General features: G+C 72.2%; 12 protein-coding genes. 1 reads left to right on the forward strand and 11 read right to left on the reverse strand.

The features are described from left to right. Positions 1-27 precede the first annotated feature (27 nt). From J7W19_RS08080 to J7W19_RS33430, 4 genes are all read right to left on the reverse strand, one after another. Entirely contained in the window at positions 28-510 is a 483-nt protein-coding gene (locus J7W19_RS08080; RefSeq protein ID WP_004954853.1) for a GNAT family N-acetyltransferase, read from the reverse strand. Further along, positions 507-1,448 carry an RluA family pseudouridine synthase gene (locus tag J7W19_RS08085; protein WP_004954855.1) on the reverse strand — a complete coding sequence of 314 codons (942 nt, stop codon included), beginning with the start codon at positions 1,446-1,448 and terminating at the stop codon, positions 507-509. Before J7W19_RS08085 ends, J7W19_RS08080 begins: the two co-directional genes overlap by 4 nt. 69 nt (positions 1,449-1,517) lie before the next feature. Further along, positions 1,518-2,099 carry a signal peptidase II gene (gene lspA, locus J7W19_RS08090; protein WP_004954859.1) on the reverse strand — a complete coding sequence of 194 codons (582 nt, stop codon included), beginning with the start codon at positions 2,097-2,099 and terminating at the stop codon, positions 1,518-1,520. A 126-nt stretch (positions 2,100-2,225) separates the two neighbouring features. Beyond that, complete coding sequence (locus J7W19_RS33430; protein WP_078588274.1) at positions 2,226-3,905, reverse strand: TraR/DksA family transcriptional regulator; 1,680 nt, start codon at positions 3,903-3,905, stop codon at positions 2,226-2,228. Positions 3,906-4,499: 594 nt separating this feature from the next. On the opposite strand from J7W19_RS33430, the gene ileS reads away from it, so the two are divergent. Continuing rightward, on the forward strand, positions 4,500-7,646 hold the full coding sequence (gene ileS / locus J7W19_RS08100; RefSeq protein WP_004954867.1) for an isoleucine--tRNA ligase: 3,147 nt from the start codon (positions 4,500-4,502) through the stop codon (positions 7,644-7,646). A 412-nt stretch (positions 7,647-8,058) separates the two neighbouring features. Here ileS and J7W19_RS08105 read toward each other — a convergent pair whose 3' ends face one another. The 7 genes from J7W19_RS08105 to J7W19_RS08135 all read right to left on the reverse strand — a co-directional run bounded on the left by J7W19_RS08105 (position 8,059) and on the right by J7W19_RS08135 (position 14,316). Continuing rightward, entirely contained in the window at positions 8,059-9,255 is a 1,197-nt protein-coding gene (locus tag J7W19_RS08105; RefSeq protein ID WP_004955826.1) for a DivIVA domain-containing protein, read from the reverse strand. A gap of 61 nt (positions 9,256-9,316) precedes the next feature. Further along, positions 9,317-9,601 carry a YggT family protein gene (locus J7W19_RS08110; RefSeq protein ID WP_004955828.1) on the reverse strand — a complete coding sequence of 95 codons (285 nt, stop codon included), beginning with the start codon at positions 9,599-9,601 and terminating at the stop codon, positions 9,317-9,319. A gap of 72 nt (positions 9,602-9,673) precedes the next feature. Beyond that, positions 9,674-10,285 carry a cell division protein SepF gene (locus J7W19_RS08115; protein ID WP_004955830.1) on the reverse strand — a complete coding sequence of 204 codons (612 nt, stop codon included), beginning with the start codon at positions 10,283-10,285 and terminating at the stop codon, positions 9,674-9,676. A 118-nt stretch (positions 10,286-10,403) separates the two neighbouring features. Next, on the reverse strand, positions 10,404-11,135 hold the full coding sequence (locus J7W19_RS08120; protein WP_004955831.1) for a YggS family pyridoxal phosphate-dependent enzyme: 732 nt from the start codon (positions 11,133-11,135) through the stop codon (positions 10,404-10,406). Beyond that, on the reverse strand, positions 11,132-11,884 hold the full coding sequence (gene pgeF, locus J7W19_RS08125) for a peptidoglycan editing factor PgeF (RefSeq protein ID WP_004955833.1): 753 nt from the start codon (positions 11,882-11,884) through the stop codon (positions 11,132-11,134). Before pgeF ends, J7W19_RS08120 begins: the two co-directional genes overlap by 4 nt. A gap of 62 nt (positions 11,885-11,946) precedes the next feature. After that, positions 11,947-13,185: a cell division protein FtsZ gene (gene ftsZ / locus J7W19_RS08130; RefSeq protein WP_004955836.1), complete on the reverse strand. Its 1,239-nt coding sequence runs from the start codon at positions 13,183-13,185 to the stop codon at positions 11,947-11,949. Between the two features lie 240 nt (positions 13,186-13,425). Beyond that, entirely contained in the window at positions 13,426-14,316 is an 891-nt protein-coding gene (locus J7W19_RS08135) for a cell division protein FtsQ/DivIB (RefSeq protein ID WP_210455309.1), read from the reverse strand. Positions 14,317-14,338: the final 22 nt, after the last annotated feature.

A 14,338-nucleotide genomic window follows, 5' to 3' on the forward strand; every position in this document is an offset into this window, starting at 1 on the left:
CGGCCCGCGCGGAGAACGGCGCGGAGGTCAGAGCGCCTTGCTCATCGCCCGGTGCGGAATCCCGCTGCCCTCGTCGAACTCCGGCCCGTACGCCGCGTACCCCAGCCGCTCGTAGAAGCCCAGCGCGTGCGTCTGCGCCTCCAGGTAGACGCGGGTGAGCCCCAGCCGCCTGGCCTCCTCCTCCACGGCCCGGACCAGGGTGGCGCCCAGCCCGGTGCCGCGCGCGGCCCGGCCCACGGCCAGCCGGCCGAGGACGGCCGTGAGGTCGTCCGCCACGCCCGCGTGGGCGTACTTCCGGCGGGCGGGCTCGCCGTGCAGGAAGCGGACGGTGCCGACGGGTCCGGACGGGCCCGTGGCCAGCAGGTGGACGGCGTGGACGTCATAGGCGTCCAGCTCCTCCGCCTCGGGGATGTTCTGCTCCCCCACGAACACCTCGCGGCGCACCGCGAAGCAGTCCTCCAGCTCCCCCGGCCCGGCGACGACCCGCACCTGGGCGGGGATGCCGCTCACGAACTCTCGGCGCGCACGGTCTCCAGGGCACGCCGCAGGTCCTCGGGGTACTCGCTGGCGAACTCCACCCAGCGCCCGTCCGCCGGGTGCTCGAAGCCGAGCCGGACGGCGTGCAGCCACTGGCGGGTGAGCTTCAGCCGCTTGGCGAGCGTCGGGTCGGCGCCGTACGTCAGGTCGCCGACGCAGGGGTGCCGGTGCGCGGACATGTGCACGCGGATCTGGTGGGTGCGGCCGGTCTCCAGCTTCACGTCGAGGAGGCTGGCGGCGCGGAACGCCTCGATGAGGTCGTAGTGGGTCACGGAGGGCTTGCCCTCGGCGGTCACGGCCCACTTGTAGTCGTGGTTGGGGTGCCGGCCGATGGGCGCGTCGATGGTGCCGCTCATCGGGTCCGGGTGGCCCTGGACGAGCGTGTGGTACCGCTTGTCGACCGTGCGCTCGCGGAACTGCTGCTTGAGCAGGGTGTAGGCGCGCTCGGACTTGGCGACGACCATCAGCCCCGAGGTGCCGACGTCCAGCCGGTGCACGATGCCCTGGCGCTCGGCCGCGCCCGAGGTGGAGATCCGGTAGCCGGCGGCGGCCAGGCCGCCGATGACGGTGGGGCCGGTCCAGCCGGGGCTGGGGTGCGCGGCGACGCCGACCGGCTTGACGACGACGACGATGTCCTCGTCGTCGTGGACGATCTCCATGCCCTCGACGGGCTCCGCGACGATCCGCACCGGCGCGGGCGGCGCGGGCATCTCGACCTCCAGCCAGGCGCCGCCGCTGACGCGGTCGGACTTGCCGGCCTCGGCCCCGTCCAGCTGGACCTTGCCCGCGGCGGCGAGCTCGGCCGCCTTGGTGCGGGAGAACCCGAACATACGTGCGATGGCGGCGTCGACGCGCTCGCCCTCCAGGCCGTCGGGTACGGGCAGGGCGCGGATCTCGGGAATCGTGCTCACCCGTCGAGTATGCCGGACGGGTGAGCCGGCGCCGTACGACAGCCCTCGGGCGGACCCTCGGCGCCGGGCTCAGTCCTGGTGAACGGTCCCGTCCGGATCCAGCCCCCGGAAGGACAGGATCACGATCAGGAAACCGCCGCAGACGATCGCCGAGTCGGCGAGGTTGAAGACGGCGAAGTGGGCGGGGGCGATGAAGTCCACCACCCCGCCCTCGAACCCGCCGGGCGAGCGGAACAGCCGGTCGGTGAGGTTGCCCAGCGCGCCGCCCAGCAGCAGGCCCAGCGCGATCGCCCAGGGCAGGCTGTACAGCTTCCGCGCGATCCGGGCGATCACCAGGATCACCGCCGAGGCGATGATCGTGAAGACGATGGTCATCGTTTCCCCGAGGCTGAACGCGGCCCCGCGGTTGCGGATCACGTCCAACTGCAGCCAGGTGCCGAACACCTCGATCGGATCGTGGTGCTCCAGCTTCGCCACCACGAGCATCTTGCTGGACAGGTCGAGGAGATAGGCGAACGCGGCGACCGAGAACAGCGCCACGAGCCGGCGCCCGCCCCGTGCCGCGCCGCCGTCGCCGCCCGTCGTCCCGCCGGTCACGTCGGTGCCCTCCGGCGTACCGGTGGGCCGTCCGGCCTGCTCCGCCTCTGTCACGTGAGTCCTTCGCTTCCGCGCGTCACCCACCACCGGTCATGGCAGTGCCGCGCACCGCTGTGTCTGATGGGCTCCGGGTGCACTGCCCGGATGAGGACGAGGGTACGGCACACCACCCGCGCCGGGTCAGCGACGTTCCTGGCGCTGCTTGCACTCGACACACAGCGTGGCCCGGGGAAACGCCTGCATCCTGGCCTTGCCGATCGGCCTGCCGCAGCTCTCGCAGAGGCCGTACGTACCGGCGTCCAACCGGACGAGCGCCCGCTCGGTCTGGTCGAGCATCTCGCGGGCGTTGGCGGCGAGGGCGAGCTCGTGCTCGCGCGCGATGTTCTTCGTCCCGGTGTCGGCCTGGTCGTCCCCCGCACCGTCCCCGGAGTCCCGCATCAGCCCGCTGACCGCCTCCTCCGCCGACCGGATCTCCGCCCGCAGCCGCGCCACCTCGCTCTCCAGCACGGCCCGCGCCTCGTCCACCTCCGCCCGCGACCAGGGTTCCTCCCCCGGCCGCACGGCCAGCTCGCCGGGCGCGGCGGCGCCGTCCGCCCGCGCCCCCGGCACCTTCGCCGCGTCCGGCACCTCGCCCACGGTCTTCTTCGCAGCCACGGTTCCGACTCCCGTCTCCTCGCTGGTACCCGCCGGCGCGTCCCCCGCGACGACGATGCCCTCTCCCACGGCCCCCGCCTTCACCGGAGCGGCCTTCCGCGCCTCGGCCGGGGCGGGCCGCCCCGACAACCGCGTCCGATGCGGCGACGCGACGCTCTTCGCGGGCACGCCCTCCCCGACCCCACGCTCCCGCGCACCACCCGCCGCCTCGGCCGCCGACGCCTTCGCAGCGGGCGCCTTCGCGGGCGAAGATCCGGCCTTCTCGGCGGAGGCCACGGCCTTCTTCCCCGCCGCGGCCTTCCCGCCGACGCCGGCCCACGCGGCGGACGCCGCTCCCTTCCCCGACGCTTCCTCGGCCGGAGGAACGGCTTTCTTCCCGACGGCCCCCTTGGCCACCGCGGCGGACGTCGCCGCGCCGCCGGACGCCCGCTCGGCCGGAGGCGCGGCCCTCTTCCCTGCGGCTCCCATGGCCGCCGCGGCGGATCTCGCCCCGTCGCCGGACGCCCGCTCGGCCGGAGGAACGGCCCTCTTCCCCGCGGCCTTCCCGGCCGTCCCCTCCCCGGCCGTGCCCGTGCCGGAGGCCGCCTTCTTCGCCGCCGCCTTGCGGGCCGGGGGCGCGGATTCCCCGGCCGAAGCCTTCTTCGCCGGAGGCGTCGCCTTCTTGGCCGCCTTCTTGGCCGCCCCCTCCGCCGCCTTCTTCGTGGCCGCGGTCTTCGCTGCCGCCTTCTTGGTCGCGGACTTCTTCGCGGCGGTCTTCTTCGCAGCGGTACTCCCGGCCGGCCCCGCCTTGGCGGCAGCCTTCTTCGCCGCCGCCCGCTCCGAAGGGGCTCCCGCTCCGGCCCCGGCCTTCACCGTCTTCTTCCCAGCGGCGGACTCGGCTGTGGTCACCTTCGCGGCGGCCTTCTTCCCCACTGTCTTCCCCACTGTCTTCCCCGCTGTCTTCACCGCCGCCCCCTCCTCCGGCGCCGTCCCGGCCGCCCGCTTCACGGGAGCCGTCTTGGCGGGCGCAGCCGCCGCCTTCCCCGCCGCGCCCCGGGCCGCCGCCTGCTCGGGCCCCGGCGCACCCTTGGCGGTGGCCTTCGAGGCCGTCTTCTTGGCGGGCGCCTTCCCGGCCGGGCCCGTCTTCACCGGAGCCCGCCTCGCCGCGGCCTTCTTCGCCGGAGCGGCTTTCGCCGCGGCCTTCTTCGTCCCGGCCGCTCCCGCCATCACAGCCGCCCCCTACGCCGAACGGACCGCACCCGGCGGGCCCCACCCCGTCCCACCCGGCCGGCAGGCCCCCGCGCCGCGGTCCCTGTCGAGGACATCTCCGCCATGACCGCGACCCCTTCACATTTTATGATCTTGCGCGCGAATCGTGCGGGAACGATAAATCGGCTCGGAGCACGCGGCAACGGGGCACGCCGGTGCCGACCCGTGTGCCCCGCGCCCGGCCCTGTAACCCGCGGGGCGCGTCCCACCCGGCGCGGGACGGAATATCCGGTCGGCCCGCCCCGCCCGCGCCCCGTACACTGGGCGCAGCGAAAGGCGTGGATGGGACGAGTAGCGCCGCACGCAGCCACCAGCGATCCGGGGACGGTGCGAGCCCGGAGGTGTGCGCGGTGTGAAGATCACCCCGGAGCCGCCGGAGGAAAGCCAGGGCATGCGGCACGCCCCGGGCGAGTAGAACCGGCATCGCGACCCCAATGAGGGGGCCACGGGCACCTGCCCGCGGCCAAGGAGGGTGGTACCGCGGGAGTACGGACAACGGCTCTCGTCCCTCCGACGGACAGCGCACAACCGTCCAGCCGGAGGTAGCCACCGATGAGTCCCGCGCCCCAGTACCGCTCCGTACCCGCCCAGGTCGACCTGCCCGCGCTCGAGCGCGCCGTGCTCGACTTCTGGCAGGAGCAGAAGATCTTCGCCCGCACCCTGGCCCAGTCCGAGGGCCGGCCCGAGTGGGTCTTCTACGAGGGCCCGCCGACCGCCAACGGCATGCCGGGCGCGCACCACATCGAGGCCCGCGTCTTCAAGGACGTCTTCCCCCGCTTCCGCACCATGCAGGGCTACCACGTGGGCCGCAAGGCCGGCTGGGACTGCCACGGCCTGCCCGTCGAGCTCGCCGTCGAGAAGGAGCTGGGCTTCTCCGGCAAGCAGGACATCGAGGCGTACGGCATCGCCGAGTTCAACGCCAAGTGCCGCGAGTCCGTGACCCGGCACACCGACGCGTTCAGCGAGCTCACCACCCGCATGGGCTACTGGGTGGACCTGGACGACGCCTACCGCACCATGGACCCGGACTACGTCCAGTCCGTCTGGTGGTCGCTGAAGGAGATCTTCGACAAGGGCCTGCTGGTCCAGGACCACCGCGTGGCCCCCTGGTGCCCCCGCTGCGGCACCGGCCTGTCCGACCACGAGCTGGCGCAGGGCTACGAGACGGTCGTCGACCCGTCCGTCTTCGTCCGCTTCCCGCTCACCTCCGGCCCGCTCGCCGGCGAGGCCGCCCTGCTCGTCTGGACGACGACGCCGTGGACGCTGGTCTCCAACACGGCCGCCGCCGCGCACCCGGACGTCACCTACGTCGTCGCGACGGACGGCACCGAGAAGCTGGTCGTCGCCGAGCCGCTGCTGGAGAAGGCCCTCGGCGAGGGCTGGACGGCCACGGACCAGCGCTTCACCGGCCGCGAGATGGAGCGCTGGACGTACCGCCGCCCGTTCGACCTGGTCGAGTTCCCGGACGCCGCCCACTACGTCGTCAACGCCGAGTACGTGACGACGGAGGACGGCACCGGCATCGTCCACCAGGCCCCGGCCTTCGGTGAGGACGACCTCCGCACCTGCCGCGCCTACGGCCTGCCGGTGGTCAACCCGGTCCGCGCCGACGGCACGTTCGAGGAGGACCTGCCGCTCGTCGGCGGCCAGTTCTTCAAGAAGGCCGACGAGGCCCTCACCGCCGACCTCGACGCGCGCGGCCTCCTCTTCAAGCACGTGGCGTACGAGCACAGCTACCCGCACTGCTGGCGCTGCCACACCGCGCTCCTCTACTACGCGCAGCCGTCCTGGTACATCCGCACCACGGCGGTCAAGGACAGGCTGCTCGCGGAGAACGAGAAGACCAACTGGTTCCCGGACTCGGTCAAGCACGGCCGCTTCGGCGACTGGCTGAACAACAACATCGACTGGGCGCTCTCCCGCAACCGCTACTGGGGCACCCCGCTGCCCATCTGGCGCTGCGAGGACGACCACCTCACCTGCGTCGGCTCCCTCGCCGAGCTCACCGAGCTCACCGGCACCGACCAGAGCGGCCTCGACCCGCACCGCCCGTACATCGACGACGTCACCTTCCCCTGCACCGCCGAGGGCTGCGCGCACACCGCCGTCCGGGTGCCGGAGGTCATCGACGCCTGGTACGACTCGGGCTCCATGCCGTTCGCCCAGTGGGGCTACCCGTACAAGAACAAGGAGCTCTTCGAGAAGCGCTACCCGGCGCAGTTCATCTCGGAGGCCATCGACCAGACCCGCGGCTGGTTCTACACCCTGATGGCCGTCGGCACGCTCGTCTTCGACAAGTCGTCGTACGAGAACGTCGTCTGCCTGGGCCACATCCTCGCCGAGGACGGCCGGAAGATGTCCAAGCACCTGGGCAACATCCTCCAGCCGATCCCCCTGATGGACCAGCACGGCGCGGACGCGGTCCGCTGGTTCATGGCGGCCGGCGGCTCCCCGTGGGCGGCCCGCCGCGTGGGCCACGGCACGATCCAGGAGGTCGTCCGCAAGACGCTCCTCACCTACTGGAACACGGTCGCCTTCCAGGCCCTCTACGCCCGTACCGCCGGCTGGGCCCCGTCGGCCGCCGACCCGGCCCCGGCCGACCGCCCGCTGCTGGACCGCTGGCTGCTCGGCGAGCTCAACACGCTCACCGACCAGGTCACGCAGGCCCTGGAGGCGTACGACACCCAGCGCGCCGGCAAGCTGCTGTCCGCGTTCGTCGACGACCTGTCCAACTGGTACGTCCGCCGTTCGCGCCGCCGCTTCTGGCAGGGCGACGCGGCCGCGCTGCGCACCCTGCACGAGGTCGTCGAGACGGTCACCCGCCTGATGGCCCCGCTCGTCCCCTTCATCACCGAGCGCGTCTGGCAGGACCTGGTCGTCCCGGTCGACCCTGAGGCCCCGGAGTCGGTGCACCTGTCCACCTGGCCGGTCGTGGACACGTCCCTCATCGACCCGGAGCTGTCGCGCCAGATGCTCCTGGTCCGCCGCCTGGTCGAACTGGGCCGCGCCACGCGCGCCGAGTCCGGCGTCAAGACGCGCCAGCCGCTGTCCCGCGCGCTCGTCGCGGCGGCCGGCTTCGAGACGCTCGGCGAGGAGCTGCGCGCCCAGATCGCCGAAGAACTCAACGTCTCCTCCCTCGCCTCCCTCTCCGAGGTGGGCGGCTCCCTGGTCGACACCACCGCGAAGGCCAACTTCCGCGCCCTCGGCAAGCGGTTCGGCAAGGGCGTCCAGGCCGTGGCCAAGGCGATCGCCGCGGCGGACGCGGCGGCGCTCTCCCTGGCCCTGCGCGAGGGCAACGCGTCGGTGGAGGTCGACGGCGAGACCGTCGCCCTCACCCCCGACGAGGTGATCATCACCGAGACGCCGCGCGAGGGCTGGTCCGTCGCCTCCGACTCCGGCGCCACGGTCGCCCTCGACCTGGAGATCACCCCGGAGCTGCGGCGCGCGGGCCTGGCCCGCGACGCGATCCGCCTGATCCAGGAGGCCCGCAAGAACTCCGGCTTGGACGTGGCCGACCGTATCGCCCTGCGCTGGCACTCGGATGACGAGGAGGTCCGGACGGCCCTGACCGACCACGCCTCCCTCATCGCGGACGAGGTCCTGGCGACGGACTTCGCTTCCGGCGAGGCGGACGCTTCGTACGGCGCCCCGTTCACGGACGAGCCCCTGTCCCTGACCTTCCGCCTGCGCAAGGCGTAGTCAGTCCCCAGCCCCGCCCCTTCCCGTTTCTTGCGGGGAGGGGCCCCGCACCCCCCGAAACCGCGCTCCGCGCGGTTGTCCTCAATCGCCGGACGGGCTATATCAGCCCGTCCGGCGATTGAGGACGAGCGGCGAAGCCGCGACAAGCGGGGTCTGGGGCGGCAGCCCCAGGAAACGGCGAAAGGGCGGGACCGGGGCCCCACCCTCTCAACCAAAGCGAACGCGCCGGAGCGGGACGGAATCGAACCGCCGTCATCCTAGATGCCATCGAGGCGTTCCACCTACTGAACTACACACCCCGGCGCTGCCGATCAGCATACAAGCACACGACAACGGGCCGGGCCCCGGGGATATCCCCGGGGCCCGGCCCGTTGGTGATTGTCCGACGACACCCGCTACCGGGCGCAGCCCGTCAGTTGTCGTCCTCGTCGATGAGGAACCCACGCATCGGCGAAGGCGCCTGCATCGGCTGCGGCCCCTGCGGCCGCACCGGAGCCATCGGCTGCGTCATCGCGGGCGACATCTGCTGCTGCCCGCCGTACGACGGGTTGCCCGACGACTGGCCGTGGCCGCCGCCCATGGACGAGTTGCCGCCCATGCTGTGACCGCCCATGCCCGCACCGGCCGATGCCATGGACCCGCTCATCGAGGGGGCCGGCGGCAGCGACGGGGCGCCGGTGGCGCGCGGCGGGGCGAGCGAGTCGTCCGCCTGGTTCTCCAGCTGGCGCAGCTGGCTCTCCAGGTAGGACTTCAGCCGCGTGCGGTACTCGCGTTCGAAGCCGCGCAGGTCCTCGACCTTGCGCTCCAGCGTGGCGCGGGCGGACTCCAGGGAGCCCATGGCCACGCGGTGCTTCTCCTGCGCGTCCCGCTCCAGCGCGTCGGCCTTGGCGCGGGCGTCCCGCTCCAGGCCCTCGGCGCGGCTGCGGGCCTCGCCGACGATCTTGTTGGCCTCGGAGCGGGCCTCCGCGATCGCCTGATCGGCCGTCTGCTGCGCGAGCGAGAGCACACGCGCGGCGCTGTCGCCGCCCGGGCCCTGACCCGGCTGGGGCATCTGGGGGCCGGGGCCGCCCATCGGACCGCCCTGACCCATCGGACCGGGACCGCCCTGCCCCATCGGACCGCCCTGACCCATCGGGCCGGGGCCGCCCTGACCCATGGGACCGCCCATGGGTCCACCCATCGGGCCGCCCTGGCCCATGGGGTTCTGTCCCATGGGACCCGCGCCGTGCGGGCCCTGGGGACCGTGGCCGTGTCCGCCCGGCCCGGCCGGCAGCTGCGGGGCACCGCCCGGAAGCTGCGGCGGGCCGCCCATCTGCTGCTGGTTCGGCGGCACCGGCTGCGGGCCGGATATGGCGGCGGGCACCGGAGCCCCGGGACCTGGTCGTTGGTCCTGCGGCTCGGGCTTGCGCATGTTCTGCTGCTGGTTCTGCGCCGCGGCTCGGGTCGCTGCCGCCAGCTTGGCGCGCAGGTCCTCGTTCTCCCGGAGCAGGCGGGTCAGTTCTGCCTCGACCTCGTCGAGAAAGGCATCGACCTCGTCCTCGTCATAGCCTTCTCGCAGACGGACGGTCGTGAACTGCTTGTTCCGCACGTCCTCGGGGCTCAGCGGCATCTCTTCTTCACCTCAACGTAGTCGTCGGCAATCGGCAAGACCGTATCGTTCACAGCCGCGTTCACAGCCGCTCCACGACGGTGATCAGGATGTAGACGATGATCATCAGTACGAAGAAGGACAGGTCGAGCGCCACGCCCCCGAGACGCAGCGGCGGGATGAACCGCCGCAGAAGCTTGAGTGGCGGATCGGTGACAGTGTAGGTGGCCTCAAGGACGACCACCATCGCCTTACCGGGTTGCCACGAGCGGGCGAACTGGAAGACGTAATCCATCACCAATCGGAAGATGAGCACGATGAGGAAGACGTACAGCGCGATGTAGACCACCTGCCGTGCGATGTCCATCCTCGCGCTTCCCTCTCCCCTTGTGCCCGGCCTATTGACCGTCTCTCACCGGCATTGCCTGATTGTGCGTCTCTAGCTCTGGTTGAAGAACCCGCCCTCTGCGATGCGGGCCTTGTCCTCCGCCGTGACATCGACGTTAGCAGGAGACAGCAGGAACACCTTCTGCGTCACCCGTTCGATGCTGCCGTGGAGGCCGAAGACCAGACCCGCGGCGAAGTCGACAAGTCGCTTCGCGTCGGTGTCGTCCATCTCGGTCAGATTCATGATCACCGGGGTGCCTTCACGGAAGTGTTCCCCGATGGTACGGGCCTCGTTGTAGGTCCGAGGGTGCAATGTCGTGATGCGGTAAGGCTCCCGCTCGGACACGACTTTGGGCATGATCACCGGTGCGTTCTTCTCCAGGGAGTGGCGTTCGGGTGTGATGGACGACACGGGGGCGATTCGGGCGGGTCGTCCCGTTTCCGCTGTCAGCGGAGCCGGTTCGCGCTGCGCCGGGGGCTGGGCGACCCGTACCGGTTCGTCCGGTTGCGTCTGCTGAGCCTGGTGTTGCTGGTGCTGCTGCCGGCGCCGGTCGGGCTCCGGCTCGGGCTCGAACTCGTCATCGGGATCGAATCCCCGGCCGTCGTACCCATCGTCCTCCACGAGGCCGAGGTAGACCGCCATCTTGCGCATCGCGCCGGCCATTCTCTGCGTCCTCCGCTCTGTGGTGGATCGGCTCCTCAACGGCGCTGGATCCACTTGGTCCGCCCGCCTTTTGACGGGAATGACCATATTTTGTGCTGTGGTCCGACTCTTGGCGACGTTACCCGAGGCCGGGTCGGTCTCCGAGTACCGCTGTGCCGACGCGTACATGTGTCGCACCCGCCGCCACGGCGTCCTCCAGATCCGCGCTCATTCCCGCGGACACCATGTTCGCAGCCGGATGCGCCGCGCGCAGGTCCGTTGCGATTTCCCGCAGCCGCTCGAAGGCCGCCCGGGGCCGGCCCGCGTACGGTCCGGCCAGCGGAGCGACCGTCATCAGCCCCGCCGGGCGCAGCCCCTCGGCCTCGGCCAGGGCGTCGGCGAGGGCCGCCACCCCGTCCGGCGCGACGCCGCCGCGGCCGGCGCCGTCGCCCGTCTCCGCGTCCAGGGCCACCTGGATCAGACAGCCGATTTCCCGTCCGGGGCCCCGGCCTTTCCGTACCGCGGCGGCGGAAAGCGCGGTGACCAGCCTCATCCGGTCAATGGAGTGCACCACGTCGGCATAATTCACCACGCTTTTCACTTTGTTTGTCTGCAATTGACCGACGAAGTGCCAGGTGAGCGGCAGATCCGCGCATTCCGCGGCTTTCGGCGCCGCGTCCTGGTCGCGGTTCTCGGCGACGTGACGGACCCCCAGTTCCGCGAGCAGCCGGACGTCGCTCGCGGGATAGGTCTTGGTGACCACGATCAGGGTGACCTCGTCACGCTTTCGGCCCGCCGCCGTACAGGCGTCGGCGATACGTTCCTCCACCCGGGCGAGGTTGTCGGCCAATTGCGTCCTGCGGTCCGTCATCGACCGGACTCCCCTTCCCCGGCGCGGTCGTCGCCGAGCCACACATAACTGGCGAGCCGCCCGGTCACGCGGTCGCGCCGGTAGGAGAAGTGGTCCGCCGATTCCATCGTGCAAACGTCCGACTGCCCCGCGAGGCTGACGCCCATTCGGGCGAGTTGCGCCCGGACGCCCGCGGCCACGTCCACGGCCGGGGTGCCCCACCGGGTGGTGGCCCACGCCTCGGGCACCGCCGCGGTGACGTCGGCCCGCATGGCCTCCGGCACCTCGTAGCAGCCGCCGCACACCGACGGGCCGATCCAGGCGAGTGTCCGGGCCGGGTCGGCGCCGAGTCCGGTCATCGCCTCGACCACCGCGGGCACCACCCCGGCGACCAGGCCGGGCCGGCCGGCGTGGGCCGCGCCCGCGATCCCGGCGACCGGGTCGGCCAGCAGGACGGGGGTGCAGTCGGCGGTGAGCACCGCCAGGGCGAGCCCCCGGCGGTCCGTCACCACCGCGTCCACCGCGGGGATCTCGTCGTCGGGGCCCCACGGTCCGTCGACCACGGCCACGTCCCGGCCGTGCACCTGGTGCATCCAGACGACCGCCGCCGGGTCGATGCCCAGCGCACGGGCCGCCCGCTCGCGGTTGGCCCGGACCGCGGCCGGGTCGTCGCCGACCGCGCCGCCCAGGTTGAGCTCCGCATACGGAGCGGCGCTCACCCCGCCCCACCGGTCGGTGAAGGCGAAGTGCGCGCCGCTCGCGTGTGCCACGTGTGGCCGTCCCCGGGTGTCCGGGGCCGGGTTTCCTATCACCGGGGTCACGTCCTGCCCGGTCACTTCAGGAAGTCGGGAACGTCCAGTTCCTCGGCGGTCGAGTCCTGGTACGGACGGGCCGGCGGCACCTGCGGGGAGGCGACCGGGGGCGGCGGGACCTCGGCGACCGGCACCGGGTCCGGGACCGGCTCCTCGGTCCGCGGGGTCACGTTGCCGAGCCCGCCGAACGAGGGGCGGACCGGCTCGGCCGGCCGCTCGGTACGGCTCACGGCCGGCGCCGGCGCGGCGGGGGTCTCCTCGCGGCCGTAGGAGGAGCCGAGCACCTTGTCGCGGCTGCCCTTGGCCGGCGGCTGGCCGCCGTCGAAGCCGGCGGCGATGACGGTGACGCGAACCTCGTCGCCGAGGGCGTCGTCGATGACGGCGCCGAAGATGATGTTCGCCTCGGGGTGGGCCGCCTCGCTGACCAGCTGGGCCGCCTCGTTGATCTCGAAGAGACCGAGGTCGGAGCCGCCGGAGATGGAGAGCAGGACGCCGCGGGCGCCGTCGATGGACGCCTCCAGCAGCGGCGAGGAGATGGCCATCTCGGCCGCGGCCACCGCGCGGTCGTCGCCGCGCGCCGAGCCGATGCCCATCAGGGCGGAACCGGCCTCCGACATCACGGACTTGACGTCCGCGAAGTCCAGGTTGATGAGGCCGGGGGTGGTGATGAGGTCGGTGATGCCCTGGACGCCCGACAGCAGCACCTGGTCCGCCGACTTGAACGCGTCGAGCACGCTCACCTGGCGGTCGGAGATGGACAGCAGCCGGTCGTTCGGGATGACGATGAGGGTGTCGACCTCGTCGCGGAGGCTGGCGATGCCGTCCTCGGCCTGGTTGGCCCGGCGGCGGCCCTCGAAGGTGAACGGGCGGGTGACCACACCGATCGTCAGGGCGCCCAGCGAGCGGGCGATGTTGGCGACGACGGGCGCGCCGCCGGTGCCGGTGCCGCCGCCCTCGCCCGCGGTGACGAAGACCATGTCGGCCCCCTTGAGGACCTCCTCGATCTCCTCGCGGTGGTCCTCGGCGGCCTTGCGGCCGACGTCCGGGTTCGCGCCGGCGCCGAGACCCCGGGTGAGCTCCCGGCCGACGTCGAGCTTGACGTCGGCGTCGCTCATCAGCAGGGCCTGTGCATCGGTGTTGATCGCGATGAACTCGACGCCCTTGAGACCGACCTCGATCATCCGGTTGATGGCGTTGACGCCACCGCCGCCGATACCGACGACCTTGATGACTGCGAGGTAGTTCTGCGGTGCTGCCACGTCGAAGGCCTCTCGCCTCGAGTTACGTATGCCTGGGGGACGGTTCGCAATGCCAACCCGAACCCTAACGTTGAAGTTTAGGGTTACCCGTGCCACTGTTCCCTGGGTTCTCGGAACAGGACACTAAGTCGACAAGTGGCGCGTGTTCAACGAACACGCCGAACCTCCCGTTTTTCTTTTCACCCTATGTGATCACCCATAGGCGTAGCCAACCAGGGTGCTGCCGGCCACCGGCCGCCGTCAACTCCCCGACGCCGCAGGGGCGCCCGGGGCGCTCACGTCGAAGTGGTCCGCCCCGCGCGCCGCCTTCATCAGGGCGGTGAGCGAACGGGCCTTCGCGTCACCCCGTTCGCCACTGCCCCAGACGACGGTCCGACCACCCGTCAGCTCCATGATGATCGAATCGTATGAGCGTACCCGGATCACGCGGGTGTCGCGGCGGACGTCGGCCGGGAGCGCGGCGGCGGCGCGCACGCCCTCGCGTTCGAGACGGGGGCGCCCGAAGCGGCGGGTGCTCGGGGCGTCCGCCGGGGCCTCCATCACCAGCCGCGGCACCTTGGCGGGCGGCCGGTCGACTGTGGCGAACCGCACTCCGGAGCCGTCGATCTCGACGAACTTGCCGTCCTTCTCGACGATGGCGCGCGGCTGGCGCTCCGTCACCTCGACGGCGACGCCGTGCGGCCAGTCCCGGGAGACGTCGACGGACTCGATCCGGGGCAGCCGCCGGCGCAGCCGGTCGGCGACGGCGTCGGTGTCGACGGAGATCAGCGGGTCGCCGAGCGGGACGGCCGCGGCCTCGCGCACCTCGGCGGCGGAGAGCACCTCGACGCCGTCCACGTCCACGTGGGTGGCGCGCAGCCAGCCGGAACCATAGAGGAGCCAGCCGGCGCCGGCGCCGGCGAGGGCCACCGCGAGGGTCCAGAGGATCAGGCGAGAGCGGCGGGGCAGCAGGCGGCGGAGGCCCGTGCGGGCCCCCGCCGTTCCGGCGGACTTGGGCTTTCCAGCCGCTTTCCCGCCTTTTTTCCCGCCTTTGCCCGCACCTTTGGGAGCCTGGGAGGAGCCGGCCGGCGACTTCCGCTTCGGCTTACGGTTCCGTTCGTCACCGCGCCGGGCGGTCGTCGGTCCGGCCACGCTTCCCAGCCTCCTGCCGCGA

Source organism: Streptomyces mobaraensis NBRC 13819 = DSM 40847, from assembly GCF_017916255.1.
Lineage (GTDB): Bacteria > Actinomycetota > Actinomycetes > Streptomycetales > Streptomycetaceae > Streptomyces > Streptomyces mobaraensis.